The sequence below is a fragment of the Burkholderia sp. KBS0801 genome, assembly GCF_005937855.2.
Taxonomy (GTDB): Bacteria; Pseudomonadota; Gammaproteobacteria; order Burkholderiales; family Burkholderiaceae; genus Burkholderia; species Burkholderia ambifaria.
Map to the genome: position 1 here is coordinate 597,420 of NZ_CP042177.1, position 21,655 is coordinate 619,074.

At 68.1% G+C, this 21,655-nt stretch carries 21 protein-coding genes; 17 read left to right on the plus strand and 4 right to left on the minus strand.

The window, feature by feature from the left end; translation table 11 throughout:
* Positions 1-55: 55 nt before the first annotated feature.
* From accB to FFI87_RS02920, 4 genes are all read right to left on the minus strand, one after another.
* Positions 56-532 carry an acetyl-CoA carboxylase biotin carboxyl carrier protein gene (accB, locus tag FFI87_RS02905; RefSeq protein WP_012363049.1) on the minus strand — a complete coding sequence of 159 codons (477 nt, stop codon included), beginning with the start codon at positions 530-532 and terminating at the stop codon, positions 56-58.
* Positions 533-598: 66 nt separating this feature from the next.
* Positions 599-1,051, minus strand: coding sequence for a type II 3-dehydroquinate dehydratase (gene aroQ / locus FFI87_RS02910; RefSeq protein ID WP_138848269.1), 453 nt, complete (start codon positions 1,049-1,051; stop codon positions 599-601).
* Positions 1,052-1,245: 194 nt separating this feature from the next.
* A complete protein-coding gene (locus FFI87_RS02915; RefSeq protein ID WP_138848268.1) occupies positions 1,246-1,800 on the minus strand; it encodes a TlpA family protein disulfide reductase in 555 nt (184 codons plus the stop codon).
* Between the two features lie 7 nt (positions 1,801-1,807).
* On the minus strand, positions 1,808-2,452 hold the full coding sequence (locus tag FFI87_RS02920; RefSeq protein WP_138848267.1) for a UDP-N-acetylmuramate--alanine ligase: 645 nt from the start codon (positions 2,450-2,452) through the stop codon (positions 1,808-1,810).
* 223 nt (positions 2,453-2,675) lie between these two features.
* On the opposite strand from FFI87_RS02920, the gene mpl reads away from it, so the two are divergent.
* The 17 genes from mpl (at position 2,676) to pyrF (ending at position 21,604) form a co-directional block, all read left to right on the plus strand.
* Positions 2,676-4,061 (plus strand): UDP-N-acetylmuramate:L-alanyl-gamma-D-glutamyl-meso-diaminopimelate ligase, encoded by a 1,386-nt coding sequence (mpl, locus tag FFI87_RS02925; protein ID WP_011655924.1) that lies wholly within the window; start codon positions 2,676-2,678, stop codon positions 4,059-4,061.
* Positions 4,058-4,627 (plus strand): YqiA/YcfP family alpha/beta fold hydrolase, encoded by a 570-nt coding sequence (locus FFI87_RS02930; RefSeq protein ID WP_138848266.1) that lies wholly within the window; start codon positions 4,058-4,060, stop codon positions 4,625-4,627. Before mpl ends, FFI87_RS02930 begins: the two co-directional genes overlap by 4 nt.
* A gap of 81 nt (positions 4,628-4,708) precedes the next feature.
* Complete coding sequence (locus tag FFI87_RS02935) at positions 4,709-6,799, plus strand: RNB domain-containing ribonuclease (RefSeq protein ID WP_138848265.1); 2,091 nt, start codon at positions 4,709-4,711, stop codon at positions 6,797-6,799.
* On the plus strand, positions 6,796-7,662 hold the full coding sequence (gene aroE / locus FFI87_RS02940) for a shikimate dehydrogenase (RefSeq protein ID WP_012363054.1): 867 nt from the start codon (positions 6,796-6,798) through the stop codon (positions 7,660-7,662). Before FFI87_RS02935 ends, aroE begins: the two co-directional genes overlap by 4 nt.
* 14 nt (positions 7,663-7,676) lie before the next feature.
* Positions 7,677-8,414: a monofunctional biosynthetic peptidoglycan transglycosylase gene (gene mtgA / locus FFI87_RS02945; protein WP_006755020.1), complete on the plus strand. Its 738-nt coding sequence runs from the start codon at positions 7,677-7,679 to the stop codon at positions 8,412-8,414.
* Positions 8,415-8,848: 434 nt separating this feature from the next.
* Positions 8,849-10,459 carry a S10 family peptidase gene (locus FFI87_RS02950; protein WP_138848264.1) on the plus strand — a complete coding sequence of 537 codons (1,611 nt, stop codon included), beginning with the start codon at positions 8,849-8,851 and terminating at the stop codon, positions 10,457-10,459.
* An 84-nt stretch (positions 10,460-10,543) separates the two neighbouring features.
* Entirely contained in the window at positions 10,544-10,948 is a 405-nt protein-coding gene (locus FFI87_RS02955; protein ID WP_138848263.1) for an EF-hand domain-containing protein, read from the plus strand.
* Positions 10,949-11,284: 336 nt separating this feature from the next.
* Positions 11,285-12,184 carry an IclR family transcriptional regulator gene (locus FFI87_RS02965; protein WP_006755792.1) on the plus strand — a complete coding sequence of 300 codons (900 nt, stop codon included), beginning with the start codon at positions 11,285-11,287 and terminating at the stop codon, positions 12,182-12,184.
* Positions 12,181-13,206: a 2-dehydro-3-deoxygalactonokinase gene (locus FFI87_RS02970; protein ID WP_012363057.1), complete on the plus strand. Its 1,026-nt coding sequence runs from the start codon at positions 12,181-12,183 to the stop codon at positions 13,204-13,206. Before FFI87_RS02965 ends, FFI87_RS02970 begins: the two co-directional genes overlap by 4 nt.
* A 22-nt stretch (positions 13,207-13,228) precedes the next feature.
* Positions 13,229-13,906 (plus strand): 2-dehydro-3-deoxy-6-phosphogalactonate aldolase, encoded by a 678-nt coding sequence (locus tag FFI87_RS02975; RefSeq protein WP_012363058.1) that lies wholly within the window; start codon positions 13,229-13,231, stop codon positions 13,904-13,906.
* The gene (locus tag FFI87_RS02980) at positions 13,906-14,685 is read left to right on the plus strand and encodes an SDR family oxidoreductase (RefSeq protein ID WP_138848509.1); all 780 of its coding nucleotides are present in this window, start codon (positions 13,906-13,908) and stop codon (positions 14,683-14,685) included. Before FFI87_RS02975 ends, FFI87_RS02980 begins: the two co-directional genes overlap by 1 nt.
* A 102-nt stretch (positions 14,686-14,787) precedes the next feature.
* A complete protein-coding gene (locus FFI87_RS02985; protein ID WP_006755510.1) occupies positions 14,788-15,783 on the plus strand; it encodes an arabinose ABC transporter substrate-binding protein in 996 nt (331 codons plus the stop codon).
* A gap of 68 nt (positions 15,784-15,851) precedes the next feature.
* A complete protein-coding gene (araG, locus tag FFI87_RS02990) occupies positions 15,852-17,363 on the plus strand; it encodes an L-arabinose ABC transporter ATP-binding protein AraG (RefSeq protein WP_138848261.1) in 1,512 nt (503 codons plus the stop codon).
* 90 nt (positions 17,364-17,453) lie between these two features.
* The gene (araH, locus tag FFI87_RS02995; RefSeq protein WP_012363061.1) at positions 17,454-18,470 is read left to right on the plus strand and encodes an L-arabinose ABC transporter permease AraH; all 1,017 of its coding nucleotides are present in this window, start codon (positions 17,454-17,456) and stop codon (positions 18,468-18,470) included.
* Between the two features lie 23 nt (positions 18,471-18,493).
* Entirely contained in the window at positions 18,494-19,309 is an 816-nt protein-coding gene (locus FFI87_RS03000; RefSeq protein WP_138848260.1) for an SDR family NAD(P)-dependent oxidoreductase, read from the plus strand.
* 366 nt (positions 19,310-19,675) lie between these two features.
* Positions 19,676-20,737 (plus strand): aldose 1-epimerase, encoded by a 1,062-nt coding sequence (locus FFI87_RS03010; RefSeq protein WP_138848258.1) that lies wholly within the window; start codon positions 19,676-19,678, stop codon positions 20,735-20,737.
* A gap of 39 nt (positions 20,738-20,776) precedes the next feature.
* Entirely contained in the window at positions 20,777-21,604 is an 828-nt protein-coding gene (gene pyrF / locus FFI87_RS03015; protein ID WP_011655939.1) for an orotidine-5'-phosphate decarboxylase, read from the plus strand.
* Positions 21,605-21,655 lie beyond the last annotated feature (51 nt).

Consider the following 21,655-nt stretch of genomic DNA (forward strand, 5'->3'; position numbering starts at 1 on the left):
GAACGGCGCCTGGCGAGCATCGGCGGCGCGCGGCCGGCAGGGCCGCGCGGCGGACTTAGCCGATCACGAAAAGCGGCTGGCCGTATTCGACGGCCTGGCCGTTCTCGACGAGGATTTCCTTGACCACGCCGGCCTTGTCCGACTCGATCTCGTTGAGCAGCTTCATCGCTTCGATGATGCAGATCGTCTGGCCTTCCTTGACCGTGTCGCCCACCTGGACGAACGGGTCGGCGCCCGGCGACGGCGCGCGATAGAACGTGCCGACCATCGGCGACGTCACGACGTGGCCCTGCGGGACGGCCGGTGCGGCTGCCGCGGCGCCCGCGGCCGGCGCGGCGGCGCCGTCGGTCGGCAGCGCGGCCGACGGAGCGGGCGCGCTGACCTGCGGGGCAAACCCAGCCGTCTGCTGCACGTAGACCGGCGGCGCGTTCTTGACGATGCGCACCTTGCCTTCACCTTCCGTGACTTCCAGCTCGGAGATGCCGGATTCGGAAACGAGGTCGATCAGAGTTTTCAGCTTACGAAGATCCATCGGGAATTCCCCTTTCAATACGTGAAAGCGCCGGTTAGGAGCCGGCGCTGAATCTAGATCGCGAAATCAGCCGCGCGACGCGCCTTGCAGCTTGTCCAGCGCGTACTCGAGCGCGTACAGATAACCTTTCCAGCCGAGCCCGCAGATGACGCCTTCGGCCTGGTCGGAAAAGTAGGAGTGATGCCTGAACGCTTCGCGGCGGTGCACGTTCGACAGGTGAATCTCGACGAACGGGATGCCTACGCCGGCGATCGCGTCCCGGATCGCGACGCTGGTGTGCGTATACGCGGCGGGATTGATCAGGATGAAATCGGTCTGTTCCTCCCGCGCGGCCTGGATGCGGTCGACGAGCGCGCCTTCATGGTTGCTCTGGAACGACGACAGCTCGGCGCCGGCTTCCTGCGCCCGCGCGACAAGCGCCTGATCGATCTGCGCGAGCGTGACGCGGCCGTACACCTCCGGTTCCCGGGTGCCGAGAAGGTTCAGGTTGGGGCCGTGCAGCACCAGCAATCGTGTCATGGTCGCTTCTATTTCTGCGGAATTGCGCGAACTTTAGCGCTATTTAGAGAAATTTGTCTAGTTTTGCCGAACGGCCAGCCGCACCAGACCTGCAAGAATTACCGGCAGGACCGCAAAGTATCAGCGAATTTCCGTGAAACTGCGGCGATCGACGCACAAATCGCGGCCAACGTGCGCGTCGTCGTTCAGGACGATCACAGCGCGTCGAGGGCCTTTCTCAGCTCGGCCGGCTGGATTTGTCCTAATTTTGTCTCGCGAATCTTGCCGGTTTCGTCGATGACGACCGTAAACGGCAGCGCGCCGGCCGTATTTCCGAAATTACGGGCCAGATCGGCGCCCGCATAACCGCTGACGAAAACCGGATAGTCGACCTTCACCTTCTGGAGAAAGTTCTTCACGTTCTGGTCGGAATCGACGCCGATCCCGATGAAGCGGACGCCTTTCTGCTTGTATTGATGCGACAGCGCGACGAGCTCCGGCATTTCCTCGACGCACGGGCCGCACCACGACGCCCAGAAATTGACCACGACCTTCTGGCCCTTGAAGGCGGCGAGCGAGGCCGGCTTGCCATCGACGCCGGTCAGCGACGCGGCCCACAGCTGGTCGACCGGATTGCCCTGCGCGGCGGGCGCCGCGACGGCGACGCCGTCATCGGCGCTGCCGCCGCGGAACCAATGGCCGGCGGCGAGCCCGCCGGCGACGGCGGCGGCCGCGACCACCGCGAGCGCCAACATGCGTTTCGTCATCATCGTTGAATCATTCCGGTTCGGAAGGAACGTTGCTGGCCTCGAGCAGCGCGCGCAATGCGGTGGCGTCCGCGCGCGCGACCCGGCCGCGCGCGTCGGCCTTGACCGCGCCGCGCAGGTCGTCGCTCGCGTAGAGCGCGACGTGAATGCCGATCGCGTCCATGTCGCGCCGCGGGCGCCACAGGAAGCTGAGCGTCTCGACGTCGGCGCGGCCGGCGAAATGTCGCGTCTCGGACACGTCGTACTGAACGTTCTGGTTCAGCAGGTAGATCGCGACGTCCTTCGGGTTGTCGGTGAATATCTGCAAATGGATGTCCGAATGCTCGTTCGCGGTGCCGTGCAGCACCGCGCCCGTCACATACGGATTGAACTCGGCGAGCCGGCGCATCCAGTCGAGCGCGAGTTCGCGCAGGCGGCGCAGTTCGTCCGGCTGCGTGTCGCTCTGGAACAGTGCGAGGTACTCGCGCAGTTCTTCCTCGATCAGGTCGTTATCCGGCAGCCATTCGCCGGCAACGCGCGCATCGCCGAACAGCTGGCGCGCGGCCTTGCGCTTCGCGCTGGCGTAATCGAGGCCGTCCTCCGCGATCAGGCGGGCGGCGGACTGGGCGATTTCCTCGCGGGCGCGCCGCGGGTCGACAAGAGGTTTGCGAGACATGATCCGGCAATCATACTCGATCGCCGTCGCGCCCGAACGCGGTGCCGGTGCGTGCCGGGCAGCATCCGCGATCCGCCGTTCGGGCCGCCGGGCACGGCGGGGCGTCAGTTACAATGGCGGTCTTTGTGTCGCGGCGAAAGTCGTTGGCCGGGCGGCCTGTCCGGCGTGCCGCAGACCTTCCTTTCCGAATCGACGGCGCCCGGCGGCGCGAAAGCATTCATCTATGCACATCCACATTCTTGGCATCTGCGGCACCTTCATGGGCGGTCTTGCCGTGCTCGCGCGCGAGGCGGGCCACACGGTGACGGGTTGCGACGCGGGCGTCTATCCGCCGATGAGCACGCAGCTCGAGGCGCAGGGCATCACGCTGATCGAGGGCTACGGCGCCGAGCAGATCGACCTGAAACCCGACCTGTTCGTGATCGGCAACGTCGTCACGCGCGGCAACCCGCTGATGGAGGCGATCCTCGATCGCGGCCTGCCTTACGTATCCGGCCCGCAATGGCTCGGCGAGCACGTGCTGGCCGGCAAGTGGGTGCTGGCGGTCGCGGGCACGCACGGCAAGACGACCACGTCGTCGATGCTCGCGTGGCTGCTGGAAGATGCCGGCCTGAACCCGGGCTTCCTGATCGGCGGCGTGCCGCTGAATTTCGGCGTGTCGGCGCGGCTGACCGATTCGAGCTTCTTCGTGATCGAGGCCGACGAATACGATACGGCGTTCTTCGACAAGCGCTCGAAGTTCGTCCACTACCGGCCGCGCACCGCGGTGCTCAACAATCTCGAATTCGATCACGCGGACATCTTCCCGGATCTCGCCGCGATCGAAACGCAATTCCATCATCTCGTGCGCACGGTGCCGGGTGTCGGCCGGCTCGTGACCAACGGCCGTTCCGACGCGCTGGAGCGCGTGCTCGCGCGCGGCTGCTGGAGCGAGGTCGAGCGCTTTGGCGTCGACGGCGGCTGGCAGGCGCTGCCGGCCGAGGACGGCGTGCCGGTCGACGAACGGTTCGCGGTGTATTCGCAGTCGGAGCGCGTCGGTGAAGTCGCGTGGCAGGTGCAGGGCGACCACAACCGGATGAACGCGCTCGCGGCGATCGCCGCCGCGCGCCACGTCGGCGTGCCGCCCGCCCAGGCCGCCGAATCACTCGCATCGTTTCGCAACGTGAAGCGGCGCATGGAAGTGCGCGGCAGCATCGACGGCGTGACCGTGTACGACGACTTCGCGCACCATCCGACCGCGATCGAAACCACGATCGCCGGCCTTCGTGCGCGCATCGGCCGCCAAAATTCCCGCATTCTCGCGGTGCTCGAGCCGCGCTCGAACACGATGAAGCTGGGCGTGATGAAGGCGCAACTGCCGGCCAGCCTCGCGGACGCCGATCTGGTGTTCGGCTATGGCGCGCCTGCCGGGCGCGACGTGCTGGGCTGGAACCTGGCCGACGCGCTCGCGCCGCTCGGCGACAAGGCGCGTGCGTTCGACGATCTCCATCTGCTGGTGAAGTCGGTCGTGGAGGCCGCGCGCCCGGGCGACCACGTGCTGGTGATGAGCAACGGCGGCTTCGGCGGCGTGCACCAGAAGCTGCTCGACGCGCTCGGGAGCCGCGCGTGATCCTGTACCTGCACGGGTTCCGGTCGTCGCCGGAGTCGCAGAAGTCGCGGCTGCTCGCCGCGCGCATGGCCGAGCTCGGCCGCACGCACGAATGGCGCTGCCCGTCGCTGTCGGTGTCGCCGCTCGAGGCGATCGCCGTGGCGGAAGCCGAGGTGGCCGGGGCGCGCGACGTGACGGTGATCGGCAGCTCGCTCGGCGGCTACTACGCGACCTGGCTGGCGGAAAAGCACGGCTGGAAGGCGGTGCTGCTGAATCCGGCGATCGTGCCGCAACGCGATCTCGAACAATATCTGGGCGAACAGCCGTTGTGGCATGGCGGCGGGTCGATCGTCGTCGAACGCCGTCACCTGCAGGAGCTCGATGCGCTGCGCGTGCCGGCGATTTCGCGGCCCGAGCGCTACTATCTGTTCGCGGCGACGGGCGACGAAGTGCTGGACTACCGCGAGATGCTCGCCCATTACCCGGGCGCGAAAACGCGCGTGATCGAAGGCAGCGATCACGGAATCAGCGAATTTGCCGACTATGTCGACGACGTTCTCGCTTTTTGCGACGACACGACGTCATGAGCCCGGCGTCATGCCGATCGAATTCCCATCATCATGCGGCGCCGCCGATGCGGCGCCCGGCAGTCTGAACGAGAGTACTGAGTGAACGTTTTCTTCGAGGAATCGGGCAGTTTCAAGGCGGGCAGCGTGCTGTCGCGCCAGGGCGACGCGTTTCAGGTCGAGTTGCCCGGCGGGCGGCGGGCGAAGGTGCGCGCGAAAGACGTGCTGATCGAATTCGAGAAGCCGGCCGCGAGCGAACTGATGCAGGAAGCCGACACGGCCGCGCAGCAGATCGACCTGGATTTCCTGTGGGAATGCGCGCCGGCGGAGGAATTCACCTACACGGCGCTGGCCGCTGAATACTTCGGCGCGACCTACGGCGCGGTCGAGCGCGCGGCGCTGGTGCTGCGGCTGCACGGCTCGCCCGTCTACTTCCGCCGCAAGGGGCGCGGCCAGTACCAGCGCGCGCCGGAAGACCAGCTCAAGATGGCGCTCGCGTCGCTCGAGCGCAAGCGCCAGCAGGCGCTCGTCCAGGTCCAGTATGAAGAGGAGCTGAAGGCCGGCAAGCTGCCGGAGGCGTTCGCGGGCAAGGTGCTCGGGCTGCTGACGCGGCCGGACAAGAATTCGATCGAATACAAGGCGCTCGAGGCGGCGGCCGGCGCGCGCGGCGTGTCGCCGGCGCGGCTGATGCTCGACTGCGGCGGCGTCGCGTCGGCGCGTGCGCTGCACGAGGCGCGCTTCCTCGCGGAATTCTTCCCGCACGGCACGGGCTTTCCGCCCGTCACGGTCGGCCCGCTGCCGGACGACCTGCCGCGCGCGGACGTCGAGGCGTTCTCGATCGACGACGTCACGACGACCGAAATCGACGACGCGTTCTCGGTCGAGCACCTGGCCGACGGTCGCGTGCGGATCGGCGTGCACATCGCGGCGCCGGCGCTCGGCATCGTGCGCGGCGACGCGGTCGATGCGATCGCGCGTACGCGCCTGTCGACCGTCTATATGCCGGGCGACAAGATCACGATGCTGCCGGACGACGTCGTCGACGTGTTCACGCTGAAGGAAGGCGACTACCGCCCGGCGCTGTCGCTGTACATCATCGTCAACCGCGAGACGCAGGACATCGTCGCGAACGAGACGCGCGCCGAACTCGTGTTCGTGAAGAGCAACCTGCGCCACAACACGCTCGACGAGCTCGTCAACGAAGAGACGCTCGCGGCCGGCACCGGCGACTACCCGCACAAGGACGACATCGCCGTGCTGTGGCCGCTCGCGCAGGCGCTGTTCGAGAAGCGCCAGGTCGCGCGCGCGGGCTATGGCCTGAAGCGCGAGGTGCAGCGCAACACCGACTACAACTTCTACGTCGAAGGCGAGCACGTGACGATCACGCCGCGTCGCCGCGGGTCGCCGCTCGACCTGATCGTGTCGGAGCTCGCGATCCTCGCGAACTCGACGTGGGGCGCGTTCCTGCACGATCACACGGTGCCGGGCATCTACCGCTCGCAGCGCGGCTTCGGCGCACCGGGCCCGAAGCGCACGCGGATGCAGACGACGGCCGCGCCGCACGAAGGCCTCGGCGTCGCGCAGTACGCGTGGAGCACGTCGCCGCTGCGCCGCTACGTCGACCTCGTGAACCAGTGGCAGCTGCTCGCGTGCGTGCAGCACGGCGTCACCGCGAAGCTCGCCGCGCCGTTCAAGCCGAAGGACGCCGACCTGTACGCGGTGGTGCAGGGCTTCGACGACACCTATACCGCGTACGCCGACTACCAGCGCCGGATGGAATACTTCTGGTGCCTGCGCTGGCTTGCGCAGGAGCAGAAGAAGCAGGTCGTCGCGAGCGTCGTGAAGGGCGATCTCGTGCGTCTCGAGGAAATTCCGCTGCTGCTGCACGTGCCGGGGCTCGGCGTGCATGCGCGCGGCACGCGCGTGCTGCTCGACGTGATGTCGCTCGATGAACTGACGATCGAGGCGTCGGTGCGACTGCTGAACGTGCTCGACGCGCCGACCGTGACGAGCGGCGAGGCGGCCGACGACGAAGACGAAACCGAAGGCGGCGGCGACACGCTGGTCGATGCGGAAGACGCGTCGGCGCAAACCGAGGCCGAAGCGCTGGCCGAATCGGACGGCGCGGTGGCCGAAGGCGGCGATGCCGCGACCGGCAACGGCCAGGCAAGCGAAGAGGGGCGCGCATCATGACCGCGATCGCGCCGACGAGCGGCGCCGACCGCTACGTTGTGTTCGGCAACCCGGTGGCGCACAGCAAGTCGCCGTTCATCCACGCGCAGTTCGCCGCGCAGACGGGCGAGGCGATCACTTACGAGCACCGGCTCGCGCCGGTCGACGGCTTCGAGGCCGCCGTGCGCGCGTTCGTCGCCGAAGGCGGGCGCGGCGCGAACGTCACCGTGCCGTTCAAGCTCGACGCGCATGCGCTCGCCGACACGCTGTCGCCGCGCGCGGCGGCGGCCGGCGCGGTAAACACGCTGCGTTTCGACGCCGACGGCCGCATCCACGGCGACAATACCGACGGTGTCGGCCTCGTGCGCGACATCGAATCGAATCTCGGCGTGTCGCTCGCAGGCGCGCGCATCCTGCTGCTCGGCGCGGGCGGCGCCGCCCGCGGTGTCGTGCTGCCGATGCTCGAGCGCGCGCCGCTGTCGATCACGATCGTGAACCGCACCGCAAGCAAGGCCGAGACGCTCGTCGGCCAGTTCGCGCAGGCCGCGCACGATGCGGGCTGCGTGCTGGCGGGCGGTGGCCCGGACACCGTCCGTGCCGAACCGTACGACGTGATCGTCAACGCGACGGCCGGCAGTCTCGATGCGGCGCTGCCGGAGTGCGACGATGCCGCGTTCGGCGCGGGCACGCTGGCCTACGACATGATGTACGGCGCGCAGCCGACCGTGTTCATGCAGCATGCGGCGTCGCTCGGCGCGCGCACGGCCGACGGTCTCGGCATGCTGGTCGAGCAGGCGGCCGAATCGTTCTTCATCTGGCGCGGCGTGCGGCCGGACGGCGCACCCGTGCTGGCCGCGCTGCGCCAGGCGCTCGCGGCGGCCTGAGCGGAGCGCGGCAGGTGGCGGCGGTAAGCGGCACGCGGCGCACACGCGCGGTCAGCCCGACCCGCTGGATCGTCTATGCGGGTTCGGTGTTCGCGGGCGCGTGGCTCGCGACGCAGCTGTTCTATCTCGTGCAGATCGCGCTGTGGTCGTTCATCAATCCCGGTTCGACCGCGTTCATGCGTACCGACGCATGGTGGCTGTCGCGCGACAAGCCGCCCGCGCAGGTCCAGCACCAGTGGGTGCCGTACGACCAGATCTCGCGCAATTTGAAGCGCGCGCTGATCGCGTCGGAGGATTCGACCTTCGCGACCAACAACGGCTACGACGTCGACGCGATCCTGCAGGCGTGGGAGAAGAACAAGGCGCGCGGCCGGATCGTCGCGGGCGGCTCGACGATCACGCAGCAGCTCGCGCGCAACCTGTTCCTGTCGCGCGAGAAAAGCTACATCCGCAAAGGGCAGGAGCTGATCATCACGTGGATGCTCGAGACGGTGCTCGACAAGGAGCGGATCTTCGAGATCTACCTGAATTCGGTCGAATGGGGCCGCGGCGTGTACGGCGCCGAGGCTGCCGCACGCTATTACTACCGAATTCCCGCGAGCCGGCTCGGCGCCTGGCAATCGGCGCGCCTCGCGGTGATGCTGCCGAAGCCGCGCTGGTTCGACGCGCACCGCGGCTCGGCCTACCAGGCGCAGCGCGCGGCCGTCATTGCCCGCCGGATGGGCGCGGCCGAGCTTCCGCAATCGCAGTGAGGCAGTGAGCGGCGCGCTCGCGCCGTTGCATTGTCCGTTCCGTCGCCGGCGCGCGATTGGTGCGATGCAGCGCATGCATATCGCCCGGATTTCGGGTCGCATTGTCTAGACGAAACCGTCTATTTCGCTTTACTGAGCAATCCCCGCAGCCGCACGGTTTTGTTTGCCGATATGGCACGAAATCCGCGCGGTTTCTCCGTTTCAACGGTCACGCGTCACCCGCTGAAAGCCGGCTGAAAAACGATGGTGTGCGAATCGAAGCATTCCTGAAAGGTGTGCACCGCACCGACCTTCGCTCGAATATTTCCAAATTTTTCAAAGCCGACCCGCTCGCGTATATTGGCCAGCGCCTCGGCTTATCGGCCGCAATCGAGGCGGGGGGCGGCGTACCCGGCTGCTCGACACAAAAAACATTCGAGAGAAGGAAAGCAACGATGCCAGCGAGCAAAGCGAAGCTGTTGTTGGGAGTTGTGTTCTCTTCGCTGATTCTGACGGCCTGCAACGACGACGTGACGTCGTCCGCCGCAACAGGTGCCGCCAACTCAGCCGATCCCGCCGCTCAGGTGGACAGGCCGTACAACGATCCCAACAGTTATTCGTCGAGCGCGACCGCGTCGCTCGACGCGTCCGCCGCGGTCGAGAAGGCCGCCGTCACCCATCACCAGATCACGCTGAACGGCCAGACGATCCGCTACACGGCCACCGCCGGCCACCTCGTCGCGCGCAATCCGCAGACGGGCGCGCCCGAAGCGTCGTTCTTCTACATCGCATACACCGCTGACAACCAGCCTGCCGCGAAGCGACCCGTCACGTTCCTGTACAACGGCGGCCCCGGTTCCGCATCGGTGTGGCTGCATCTCGGCTCGTTCGGCCCGAAACGGATCCAGACGGGCGACCCGAACGCGAACACGTCGACGTTCCCGTTCGTCGACAACGCGGAGAGCCTGCTCGACACGACCGACCTCGTGTTCGTCGATGCGATCGGCACCGGCTTCTCGGAAGCGATCGCGCCGAACACGAACCAGACGTTCTGGGGTGTCGACCAGGACGGCGGCGCGTTTCGCGATTTCGTGATGCGCTACCTCGCCGTGAACCAGCGCAACGATTCGCCGAAATACCTGTTCGGCGAATCGTATGGCACGCCGCGCACCGACGTGCTCGCGAACCTGCTCGAAACGGCCGGCGTGAAGCTCGCCGGCATCGTGCTGCAGTCGTCGATCCTGAACTACAACGCGAACTGCGACATGGCGAGCGACTACATCGGTAACTCGAACAACGGGGCGAGCCCGGTGAGCTGCGCGGGCTTCGTGCCGTCCTACGGCACCGTGGGCGCGTACTACCAGCTCGACAATCCGAACCCGTCGAGCCTGCCGCAGTATGCGGACCAGATGCGCGTGCTGACGGCCGGCAGCTATGCGCCCGCCGTGAACGCGTATCTCGCGAGCCACACGCCGCCCCCGCCGGCGCTCGTCACGACGATGGTGAATTCGACCGGCGTGAAGCAGTCGCTGTGGAATGCGGACTTCAACGTGGTCCCGACGTTCTTCGACAACAGCTTCCAGGTGGCGCTGATCCCGGGCACGCTGATCGGCCGCTACGACGCACGCGTGAACGTGCCGTCGTCGAGCCCGCTCGCGGCCGACGGCGACCCGTCGAGCACGTTCATCACGAAGCCGTTCACCGACACGATCGGCAGCTACCTGCCGAACGTGCTGAAGTACAGCGCGCAGTCCGCGTATTCGCTGAGCAGCAACGCGATCAACACGTGGGACTGGTCGCACGACGGCCTCGCGATGCCCGACACGATCCCCGATCTCGCCGCGGCGCTGACGCTCAATCCGTCGCTGAAGGTGCTGTCGCTGAACGGGTATCACGACATCGCGACGCCGTTCTACCAGACCGAGCTGGACCTCGCGCGGCTCGGGTCGCAACCGAACCTGACGATCAAGGACTATCAGGGTGGACACATGGTCTATCTCGACGATACGTCGCGTCCGCAGGAGAAGGCCGACCTCGTGACCTTCTACAACGCGGCCGCGCATTGATGCGATGGGCGGGCCTGGCGACGCGCGCCCGTGGTGGCGCCGTTGGCCGGCCGTCGACGACCTCATTCCAGACTGGAGCCTGACATGAAGAAACGTTTCATCGTCGTTGCCGCGGCGCTTGCATGCGCCGGCGCTGCAACATCCGCATCCGTGTCCGCGTTCGCTCAGGCGAGCGACGCCGCCACCCCGGCGCGCGCGCGCCAAGCGCAGCTCGGCGATCCGTACGTGCCGCCGGCCGCGCGCAAGCCGACCGCCGGCACGCAGACGACGGGCGCCGCGCTGCACGCGCAGGTGGTGCGCAAGCTCGCGCGGCAGTTCGGCGCGGCCGATACGCAGAACACCGGTTCGATCACCGAAGCGCAGGCGCGCGCGGCCGGCCTCGGCTATGTGGCAAACCACTTCCGGCAGATCGACGCGAGCGGCAGCGGCCGCGTGTCGTTCTCCGACGTGCAGCGCTATATGCAGGCGCGCAGCACGAACCAGCAATAAGCGCGGCGCGCATGGATAACGGGGGCGGAACCCGCGACGCGTCGGGCTCCGCCCCCGTGCACATGGCGCGGCCATTTCGTTGCCATCGCCGGCTTTTCTCATTATCTGGACAACGCATTCAAATATTGGAGACGAGTGCGTGCGCTCCTACAATCCGAAGCACATCGACAGCTTCGGACCCACGCATCGCGCGGCGCCCGACGCACACGGAGACACATTCCATGAAGTTCCCCGGGCGCTTTCCTCGGTGCATCGACCGCCGCGTTGCCGCGACGCCCGACTTCGTTCCGGCTTCGCGACCGCCGCTTCACCGATTCCGTTGAAGAAGCCCGTTCCATGACCAAGATGCCCGATTCCCTTGCTCTCGACGCCCGGCGTGCGACGCCGGACGATGCGCCGCTGACCGACAGCATCGGCGCGACCAGCACGCCGCTCGACCTCGCCGCGCAGCAGGCCGGCACGCAGACGCTGTTGCGCGGCCTCGCGATCCTCGAAGCGATCGCGAACGGCGCGCGCGACATGCGTGCGATCGGCGCCGCGCTCGGCACGACGCGCAGCACGACCCACCGTCTCGTGAGCAGCCTCGTGCAGGCGCGCTACCTGCGACAGGTGCAGGGCGGTTACCTGCTCGGCCCGAAGCTGATCGAACTCGGCACGATCGCGCTCGAGCAGATGCCGCTCACGGCGGTCGCGCGGCCGCACCTCGAAGCGCTCGCGGAAGCGACGCTCGACACGATTCACCTCGGCGTGCGCGACGGCGACGACGTGCTGTACATCGACAAGATTCCCGGCACGCGCGGCCTCGAGATGCGTTCGCGCGTCGGCCACCGGATGCCGCTCGCATCGACCGGCATCGGCAAGGCGATGATGCTCGACCTCGATCCGGACGTGTGGCGCTCGCTGTTCGAAGCCGCGCGCCGCGCGCTGGCCGGCGTCAATTTCAAGCCGGACAACCGCCCCGAGACGAGCGCGTTCCTGCAGCGCATGGCGCACTACGCGGCCGGCGGCTACACGTTCGACCTCGAGGAAAACGAGGCGTCGATCCGCTGCGTGGCCGCACCGATTCGCGACGCGTCGGGCGCGGTAGTCGCGGCCGTGTCGGTCGCGAGCACGATTCCGTACATGCCGCACGACCGGATGGATGAACTGATTCCGCTTGTGCAGCGCGAAGCGCGAGCCATTTCCGCGGAATTGGGCTGGAGCCCGCCGCAAGGTACCCGCAGGATCAAACGATGACCAATCCGACCCGGACCGCTCCGGACGCCAACTCCGCCGCCCCGTCGCTGATTGCGCTCGACTGGGGCACGACGTCGCTGCGCGCGTATCTGTTCGATGCGCACGGCGCGCTGCTCGACACGCGCAGCCGCGCGGCGGGCGTGATGCACGTGCCGGCTGGCGGCGCGCGTGCGTTCGACGTCGTGTTCGAGGAAGCGTGCGGCGACTGGCTCGACCGCGCGCCCGGCGTGCCGGTGCTCGCCGCCGGGATGGTCGGCAGCGCACAGGGCTGGCGCGAGGCGCCGTACGTTGCGGTGCCGGCCGGCGCCGACGCGCTGGTCGCTGGCCTCGTCACGGTGACGACGGCGCGCGGCACGGCGGTGTCGATCGTGCCGGGCGTGATCGCGACGGGCGAATTGCCCGACGTGATGCGCGGCGAAGAAACGCAGATATTCGGCGCACTCGCGAACGATTCTCTGCTTGATGCCGATCGTTCAGGGCTACTGATCGGCTTGCCGGGCACGCATGCGAAGTGGGCGTGGGTGAAGGACGGGCTCATCGAGCGCTTCCAGACCTTCATGACGGGCGAACTGTTCGCGGCGCTGCGCGACCACACGATCCTCGGTCGCACGATGCGCGCGAGTCCGACGCCCGACCGCGCGGCATTCTCGCGCGGCGTCGCGGTGGCCCGCGGCGCGCAGCGCGCGGGGCTGCTCGCGACGATCTTCAGCACGCGCACGCTCGGCCTGACCGACCGGCTCGCGCCCGATGCACAGGGCGACTACCTGTCCGGCCTGCTGATCGGCCACGAACTCGGCGCGCTCGATGCGATGCTCGCGGAGCGCGGTGTCGCGCTCGCGAATCAGCCGCTGCTGCTGATCGGCGATGACGGATTGTGCGCGCGCTATGTCGACGCGCTGCGCGTGTTCGGCTGCCTGCATGCGCGTGTCGTCGCGCAGGCGACCGAGCGCGGCCTGTGGTGGATCGCATCGCGCGCCGGACTCGTGCGCGCGGACGGCGAACCCGTCTGCGCCGATCAATGAACCGATTGAAGAGGAACCATCGATGTCGTCCGAACTCACGTTGCCCGCGCCGTACACGCCGCATCCCGCGTTGATGCGGGCGTTCGACGCGTGCCCGCTGATCGCGATCATGCGCGGCATCACGCCCGCCGAAGCGGCCGACCACGGCCTCGCGCTGCACGAAGCCGGCGTGCGGATCGTCGAGGTGCCGCTCAACTCGCCCGATCCGTTCGACAGCATCGCGGCGCTGCGCCGCGCGTTGCCGGACGACATGATCGTCGGCGCGGGCACCGTGCTGCGCGCCGAATTCGTCGACCGCGTGCAGGACGCCGGCGGCACGCTGATCGTGATGCCGCACAGCGACGCGGCCGTGATCCGCCGCGCGCGCGAGCGCGGGCTCGCGAGCGCACCGGGCGTCGCGACGCCGACCGAGGCGTTCGCCGCGCTCGCGAACGGCGCCGACGTGCTGAAGATGTTCCCGGCCGAGCAGCTCGGCGTGCCGGTCGTGAAGGCGTGGCGCGCGGTGATCGACCGCGCGGTGCCGCTGCTTCCGGTCGGCGGGATTACGCCGGACAACATGCAGCCGTTCCTCGCGGCCGGCGCCAACGGCTTCGGCCTCGGCTCCGCGCTGTACCGGCCCGGCCAGTCGGCGGACACGACCCTCGCGAATGCGCGCGCGTTCCAGGCCGGCCTGCGCGCGGCGCTGGGCGGAGCCGCATGATGGGACGGCTCGCGGGCAAGGTCGCGGTGGTGACGGGCGCGGGCCGCGGGATCGGCGCCGCGATCGCGCAGGCGTTCGCGCGCGAGGGCGCGGCCGTCGCGCTCGTCGACCTCGACTTCCCGCAGGCGCAGCGCACGGCGGCTGCGATCGCCGCCGCTATCGACGGCGCGCGCGTGCTCGCGCTGCACGCGGATGTCGCGCGGCAGGACTCGGTGCGCGACGCGTTCGCGCAGACCGAAGCCGCGCTCGGCCCGCTCGACGTGCTGGTGAACAACGCCGGCATCAACGTGTTCGCCGATCCGCTGACGATGACGGACGACGACTGGCGCCGCTGCTTCGCGGTCGATCTCGACGGCGTGTGGCACGGCTGCCGCGCGGCGCTGCCCGGGATGGTCGAACGCGGTCGCGGCAGCATCGTGAACATCGCGTCGACGCATGCGTTCCGGATCATCCCGGGCTGCTTTCCGTACCCGGTCGCGAAACACGGCGTGCTGGGCCTCACGCGTGCGCTCGGCATCGAATACGCGGCGCGCAACGTGCGGATGAACGCGATCGCGCCCGGCTACATCGAGACGCAGCTCACGCGCGACTGGTGGGATGCGCAGGCCGACCCGGCCGCGGCGCGCGCCGAGACGCTCGCGCTGCAGCCGATGAAGCGGATCGGCAAACCGGAGGAAGTCGCGATGACGGCCGTGTTCCTCGCGTCCGACGAGGCGCCGTTCATCAATGCCGCGTGCATCACCGTCGATGGCGGACGCGCGGCGCTGTACCACGATTGACGCAACCATTCGAAAGACCGCACGTGCGACGGCCGCGCGCACGCTGCGTCGAAACCAACAAGCGGCTGCATCCCGATCGATGAAGACAAGGAGACACTGGAGATGAAACGCAGAACGTTCGTAACGCTGGCCGCCGCGGCGGCGGTGGTGATGGGCAGTCCGGTCGCGCACGCGGCCGATCCGGTCAAGATCGGCTTTCTGGTGAAGCAGCCGGAAGAGCCGTGGTTCCAGGACGAATGGAAATTCGCCGAGATGGCCGCGAAGGACAAGGGCTTCACGCTCGTGAAGATCGGCGCGCCGTCGGGCGAGAAGGTGATGAGCGCGATCGACAACCTGTCCGCGCAGAAGGTGCAGGGCTTCATCATCTGCACGCCCGACGTGAAGCTCGGGCCGGGCATCGTCGCGAAGGCGAAGTCGCACAACCTGAAGATGATGACGGTCGACGACCGCCTCGTCGACGGCGCGGGCAAGCCGATCGAGTCGGTGCCGCACATGGGGATTTCCGCGTACAACATCGGCAAGCAGGTCGGCGACGGCATCGCGGCCGAGATCAAGAAGCGCGGCTGGAACATGAAGGAAGTCGGCGCGATCGACATCACGTACGAGCAGCTGCCGACCGCGCACGACCGCACGAGCGGCGCGACCGACGCGCTGGTGGCGGCCGGCTTCCCGAAGGCGAACGTGATCGCGGCGCCGCAGGCGAAGACCGACACCGAGAACGCGTTCAACGCGGCGAACATCGCGCTCACCAAGAACCCGCAGTTCAAGCACTGGGTCGCCTACGGCCTGAACGACGAAGCCGTGCTCGGCGCGGTGCGCGCGGCCGAAGGGCGCGGCTTCAAGGCGGACAACATGATCGGCATCGGCATCGGCGGTTCCGATTCGGCGCTCAGCGAATTCAAGAAGCCGCAGCCGACGGGCTTCTACGGCACCGTGATCATCAGCCCGAAGCGCCACGGCGAGGAAACCTCGGACCTGATGTACGCATGGATCACCCAGGGCAAGGCACCGCCGGCGCTGACGCTGACGACGGGCATGCTCGCGACGCGCGACAACGTGTCGAAGGTGCGCGACGAGATGGGGCTCGCATCGAAGTAAGCGGCTTGCCGGCTGCGGCGGCGACGCGGCAGCCGGCGATCGATGGATCTGCAAAGTGGGGAGACGACGTGTCAGCGGCACTGCGTTTTGACAATATCGGCAAGGTATTTCCCGGCGTGCGCGCACTCGACGGCATCTCGTTCGACGTGCATGCGGGCGAGGTGCATGGCCTGATGGGCGAGAACGGCGCGGGCAAGTCGACGCTGCTGAAGATTCTCGGCGGCGAATACCAGCCCGATGCGGGCAGCGTGCTGGTCGACGGCCAGCCCGTGCATTTCTCGAGTGCGGCCGCGTCGATCGCGGCCGGCATTGCGGTGATTCACCAGGAGCTGCAGTACGTGCCCGACCTGACGGTCGCGGAGAACCTGCTGCTCGGCCGCCTGCCGAACGCGCTCGGCTGGGTGAAGAAGGGCGAGGCGAAGCGCCATGTGCGCGAGCGGCTCGCCGCGATGGGCGTCGATCTCGATCCCGACGCGAAGCTCGGGCGGCTGTCGATCGCGCAGCGGCAGATGGTCGAGATCTGCAAGGCGCTGATGCGCAACGCGCGCGTGATCGCGCTCGACGAGCCGACGAGCTCGCTGTCGCATCGCGAGACCGAGGTGCTGTTCAAGCTCGTCGACGACCTGCGCGCGCAGGGCCGCGCGCTGATCTACATCTCGCACCGGATGGACGAGATCTACCGGCTCTGCGATGCGTGCACGATCTTCCGCGACGGGCGCAAGATCGCGTCGCACGAATCGCTCGCCGACGTGCCGCGCGAGCAGCTCGTCGCCGAGATGGTCGGGCGCGAGATTTCGGACATCTACCATTACGCGCCGCGTCCGCTCGGCGACGTGCGGTTTTCCGCCGAAGGCGTCGACGGCCCGGCGCTGCGCGAACCGGCGAGCTTCTCGGTTCGCGCGGGCGAGATCGTCGGGTTCTTCGGGCTGGTCGGCGCGGGGCGCAGCGAACTGATGCGGCTCGTGTACGGCGCGGACCGCCGGCGCGCGGGCGAGCTGACGCTCGACGGCAAGCGCATCGACGTGAAGCGCACCGGCGACGCGATCCGCCACGGCATCGTGCTGTGCCCGGAGGACCGCAAGGAAGAAGGGATCATCGCGATGGCGTCGGTCGCGGAGAACATCAACATCAGCTGCCGCCGCCATTCGCTGCGCGCCGGGCTCTTCATCGACCGCAAGACCGAAATCGAAACGGCCGACCGCTTCATCCAGCGGCTGAAGATCAAGACGCCGAACCGCCGGCAGAAGATCCGCTTCCTGTCGGGCGGCAACCAGCAGAAGGCGATCCTGTCGCGCTGGCTCGCGGAGCCCGACCTGAAGGTCGTGATCCTCGACGAGCCGACGCGCGGGATCGACGTCGGCGCGAAGCACGAGATCTACGACGTGATCTACCGGCTCGCGGAGCGAGGCTGCGCGATCGTGATGGTGTCGTCGGAGCTGCCGGAAGTGCTCGGCGTGTCCGACCGCGTCGTCGTGATGCGCGAAGGCCGCATCGCGGGCGAGCTGGCGCGCGCGCGGGCGAACGAGCATGCGGTGCTCAGCCTCGCGCTGCCGCAGACGAGCGTCGCCGAGGCGGCCTGACGCGGTGTCAGGTCGCCGCGGGCGATGCAGGATATTCGAATCGATCACGCGCGGCGCGGGCCGCGCGACGCAGGAGCAGGAGACACAACCATGCAAGTCCGGGAAAACCTCGCCAGCGCAGCCGTGAAGCCGTCGGCCGACGCGCTGGTTCCACAGCAGAGCGACCGCCAGAAGTGGTGGCAGCACCTCACCGAATACAGCCTGATCGCGATCTTCGCGGTGATGTTTCTCACGATGTCGCTGACGGTCGATCACTTCTTCTCGATCGACAACATGCTCGGCCTCGCGCTGTCGATCTCGCAGATCGGGATGGTCGCGTGCACGATGATGTTCTGTCTGGCCTCGCGCGACTTCGACCTGTCGATCGGCTCGACCGTCGCGTTCTCCGGCGTGCTGTGCGCGATGGTGCTGAACGCGACCGACAACACGTTCGTCGCGATCATCGCGGCGGTCGCGGCCGGTGCGGCGATCGGGTTCGTGAACGGCGCGGTGATCGCGTACCTGCGCATCAACGCGCTGATCACGACGCTCGCGACGATGGAAATCGTGCGCGGGCTCGGCTTCATCGTGTCGAAGGGGCAGGCGGTCGGCGTGTCGTCGGACACCTTCATCGCGCTCGGCGGGCTGTCGCTGTTCGGCGTATCGCTGCCGATCTGGGTCACGCTGCTGTGCTTCATCGTGTTCGGCGTGCTGCTGAACCAGACCGTGTACGGCCGCAATACGCTCGCGATCGGCGGCAACCCGGAGGCGTCGCGCCTCGCGGGGATCAACGTCGAGCGCACGCGCGTCTACATCTTCCTGATCCAGGGCGCGGTCACGGCGCTCGCCGGGGTGATCCTCGCGTCGCGCATCACGTCGGGCCAACCGAACGCCGCGCAGGGCTTCGAGCTGAACGTGATCTCCGCATGCGTGCTCGGCGGCGTGTCGCTGATGGGCGGCCGCGCGACGATCTCGGGCGTCGTGATCGGCGTGCTGATCATGGGTACCGTCGAGAACGTGATGAACCTGATGAACATCGACGCGTTCTACCAGTACCTGGTGCGCGGCGCGATCCTGCTCGCGGCCGTGCTGCTCGACCAGCTGAAGAACCGCGGCGTACGCGACTGACCGATTCCACGGAGACGATTCGCATGACCATCGAAACTTCCGCGCAGGATTCGCGCGCCGCGAGCGACGCGCGCTATGCGCGCTACCCGAGCCTCGCGGATCGCGCGGTGCTGATCACGGGCGGCGCGACCGGGATCGGCGCGGCGTTCGTCGAGCACTTCGCGCGGCAGGGTGCGCGCGTCGCGTTCGTCGATCTCGACGCGCAGGCGGGCCAGGCGCTCGCGGAAAGCGTCGCGCAGATGCCGGAGGTACGCCACGCGCCGCTGTTCCTGCCGTGCGACCTGACCGACATCGACGCGCTGCGCCATGCGATCGACGCGATCCGCGCGCGGATCGGCGCGATCGCGGTGCTCGTGAACAACGCGGCGAACGACACGCGCCACGCGATCGCCGACGTGACACCGGCGTCGTTCGACGCGGGGATCGCCGTGAACCTGCGCCACCAGTTCTTCGCCGCGCAGGCGGTGATCGACGACATGAAGCAGCGCGGCGGCGGCGCGATCATCAATCTCGGCTCGATCAGCTGGATGCTGAAGAACGGCGGCTATCCCGTCTACGTGATGGCGAAGGCGGCCGTGCAGGGGCTCACGCGCGGGCTCGCGCGCGATCTCGGCCCGTTCGGGATCCGCGTGAATTCGCTGGTGCCCGGCTGGGTGATGACCGACAAGCAGCGCAAGCTCTGGCTCGACGACGCGGGCCGCGCGGCGATCAAGGCGGGCCAGTGCATCGACGCCGAGCTGCTGCCGGACGATCTCGCGCGCATGGCGCTGTTTCTCGCGGCCGACGACAGCCGGATGATCACCGCGCAGGACGTGGTGGTCGACGGCGGCTGGGCCTGATTGTTGAGATTGGTGTTGGTGTTCGCGCGGCCCCGTGCGACGACCCGTATCGTTTCATCGACGAAGCTAGGGTCTGTTTACATATGGAACGCACATGCGAATGCCCGAAATCGCTCGTAGGGCAAGAAGGGAGGAGCGCCGTTTGGCCGTGCCAAACAAGCGACGAGCGACGCCGCCATACGGGCGATTTCGGGCATTCCCGTGGAATGATTTTTTTTAATTTGGGGTTGCCACGAGAACGGCCGCTCGCCGCGTTGCGCTCCTTGCGAATACGTCGGTATTCGCGGCGTCACGCGCCTCGCGAGCGGCCGTTCTCGTGGCAACGCATGCGCGTTCCATATGTAAACAGACCCTAAGGAGTTCACCATGACCGCCACGTCCTCGCGCACCTTGTCGTCCACGAGCCAGTCGCGCCGCGCGCGTCTGGCTGCCGCCGCGCAGCCGGTCAGCGCCGGCCCGCAGACCGCCGTGTTCGCGCAGGGCGTCGGCGCCGCGCATGCGGCGGCCGTCACGCTGTCGAACGCGGCGCTGCGGCTCGACGTGCTGCCGCACCTCGGCGGCGGCATCGCGCGCTTCGACTGGCGCGGCGACCACGGCGCGCTGGTGCCGGTGTTCCGCCGCTGCGAGCATCCGGAAACGGCCACGGATCCGAACCAACTCGCATGCTATCCGCTGCTGCCGTATTCGAACCGGATCGGCAACGGCCGCTTCGAATGCGACGGGCGCAGCGTCGCGGTGCCGCGCAATCGTCGCGACGAGCCGCTGCCGATTCACGGCGACGGGTGGCTCGCGCCGTGGCAGGTGGACGACGCGACCGACACGACGCTGCAGCTGTCGCTCGATCGCGCGAGCGGCGCGCCGTATGCGTTTCGCGCGATCCAGTCGTTCGCGCTCGACGACACGACGCTGTCGATCGCACTGACGATCGAGAATGCGGGGCGCGCGCGGCTGCCGTTCGGTCTCGGCGTGCATCCGTTCCTGGTGCGCGACGACGTGACCGAGCTTGCCGCGGCCGCGGGCGGGCTGTGGCTGTCGGGCGCCGATTTCCTGCCGGTGCGGCACGTGAGCGTGCCGCCGGCCTGGCAGTTCGGCGTCGCGTATCCGTTGCCGGCGACGCTCGTCAATCATGCGTTCACCGGCTGGGGCGGCCACGCGGCGGTGAGCTGGCCGCGCCGCGGGCTGTCGCTGACGGTGGCGGCCGACGCCGATGCGTACGTGCTGTATACGCCGCCCGGCGAGGATTTCTTCTGCTTCGAACCCGTCGATCATCCGATCAACGCGGTGAATTTGCCCGGGGGTGCCGCCGCGCACGGCATGACGCTGCTCGCGCCGGGCGAGCGGCTCACGCGGCGTTTCGCGTTCACCGTCGAGCGGGCCGATGCACGCGTCGATGCGGCCGCGCGCGAAGGGCGCCGGCGACGCGGGTAAAATACGCGGTCTACCAACGGTTTGCCGCGAGTATCCGCCATGTCTTCCCCGCTTACTTTCATCGAATCGCTGCGCGCCGCGTGGCAGCGCACGAATTCGCTGCTGTGCGTCGGCCTCGATCCCGAGCCGTCGCGCTTTCCCGTGCAGTTCGACGGCCAGCCCGACGCGATTTTCGAATTCTGCCGGCAGATCGTCGACGCGACCGCGCCGTATGCGAGCGCGTTCAAGCCGCAGATCGCGTACTTCGCCGCGCATCGCGCCGAAGACCAGCTCGAACGCCTGATCGCGCACATCCACCTCCAGCATCCGGGCCTGCCGGTGATCCTCGACGCGAAGCGCGGCGACATCGGCAGCACCGCCGAGCAGTACGCGCGCGAGGCGTTCGAGCGCTATCGCGCGGACGCGGTCACCGTGAACCCGTACATGGGCTACGACTCGGTCGAGCCGTACTTCGAGCATGAAGGCAAGGGCGTGATCGTGCTGTGCCGCACGTCGAACCCGGGTGGCTCGGATCTTCAGTTCCTCGACACGAACGGCCGGCCGCTGTACCAGGTCGTGGCCGATCTCGCGGCGAACAAGTGGAATGCGAAGAACGGCCAGCTCGGCCTCGTGGTGGGCGCGACGTTCCCGAACGAAATCGAGATCGTGCGCGGGATCGTCGGCGACATGCCGCTGCTGATTCCCGGCATCGGCGCGCAGGGCGGCGATGTGGAGGCCACCGTCAACGCGGGCCGCACGGCCGACGGCACCGGAATGATGATCAACTCGTCGCGCGCGATCCTGTACGCGAGCAAGGGCGAGGATTTCGCCGAAGCCGCGGCGCTCGCCGCGCAGAAGACGCGCGACACGATCAACGCGCATCGCTGACATACCGGCCGCCCGTCCGGGCGGCCTTTCACCGCCGCGCCCGCATTCGCG

Coding starts and splice junctions, on each gene's coding strand:
- accB (WP_012363049.1), bottom strand. CDS start 532: ATGGATCTTCGTAAGCTGAAAACTCTGATCGACCTCGTTTCCGAATCC.
- aroQ (WP_138848269.1), bottom strand. CDS start 1,051: ATGACACGATTGCTGGTGCTGCACGGCCCCAACCTGAACCTTCTCGGC.
- FFI87_RS02915 (WP_138848268.1), bottom strand. CDS start 1,800: ATGATGACGAAACGCATGTTGGCGCTCGCGGTGGTCGCGGCCGCCGCC.
- FFI87_RS02920 (WP_138848267.1), bottom strand. CDS start 2,452: ATGTCTCGCAAACCTCTTGTCGACCCGCGGCGCGCCCGCGAGGAAATC.
- mpl (WP_011655924.1), top strand. CDS start 2,676: ATGCACATCCACATTCTTGGCATCTGCGGCACCTTCATGGGCGGTCTT.
- aroE (WP_012363054.1), top strand. CDS start 6,796: ATGACCGCGATCGCGCCGACGAGCGGCGCCGACCGCTACGTTGTGTTC.
- FFI87_RS02950 (WP_138848264.1), top strand. CDS start 8,849: ATGCCAGCGAGCAAAGCGAAGCTGTTGTTGGGAGTTGTGTTCTCTTCG.
- FFI87_RS02955 (WP_138848263.1), top strand. CDS start 10,544: ATGAAGAAACGTTTCATCGTCGTTGCCGCGGCGCTTGCATGCGCCGGC.
- FFI87_RS02965 (WP_006755792.1), top strand. CDS start 11,285: ATGACCAAGATGCCCGATTCCCTTGCTCTCGACGCCCGGCGTGCGACG.
- FFI87_RS02970 (WP_012363057.1), top strand. CDS start 12,181: ATGACCAATCCGACCCGGACCGCTCCGGACGCCAACTCCGCCGCCCCG.
- FFI87_RS02975 (WP_012363058.1), top strand. CDS start 13,229: ATGTCGTCCGAACTCACGTTGCCCGCGCCGTACACGCCGCATCCCGCG.
- FFI87_RS02980 (WP_138848509.1), top strand. CDS start 13,906: ATGGGACGGCTCGCGGGCAAGGTCGCGGTGGTGACGGGCGCGGGCCGC.
- FFI87_RS02985 (WP_006755510.1), top strand. CDS start 14,788: ATGAAACGCAGAACGTTCGTAACGCTGGCCGCCGCGGCGGCGGTGGTG.
- araH (WP_012363061.1), top strand. CDS start 17,454: ATGCAAGTCCGGGAAAACCTCGCCAGCGCAGCCGTGAAGCCGTCGGCC.
- FFI87_RS03000 (WP_138848260.1), top strand. CDS start 18,494: ATGACCATCGAAACTTCCGCGCAGGATTCGCGCGCCGCGAGCGACGCG.
- FFI87_RS03010 (WP_138848258.1), top strand. CDS start 19,676: ATGACCGCCACGTCCTCGCGCACCTTGTCGTCCACGAGCCAGTCGCGC.
- pyrF (WP_011655939.1), top strand. CDS start 20,777: ATGTCTTCCCCGCTTACTTTCATCGAATCGCTGCGCGCCGCGTGGCAG.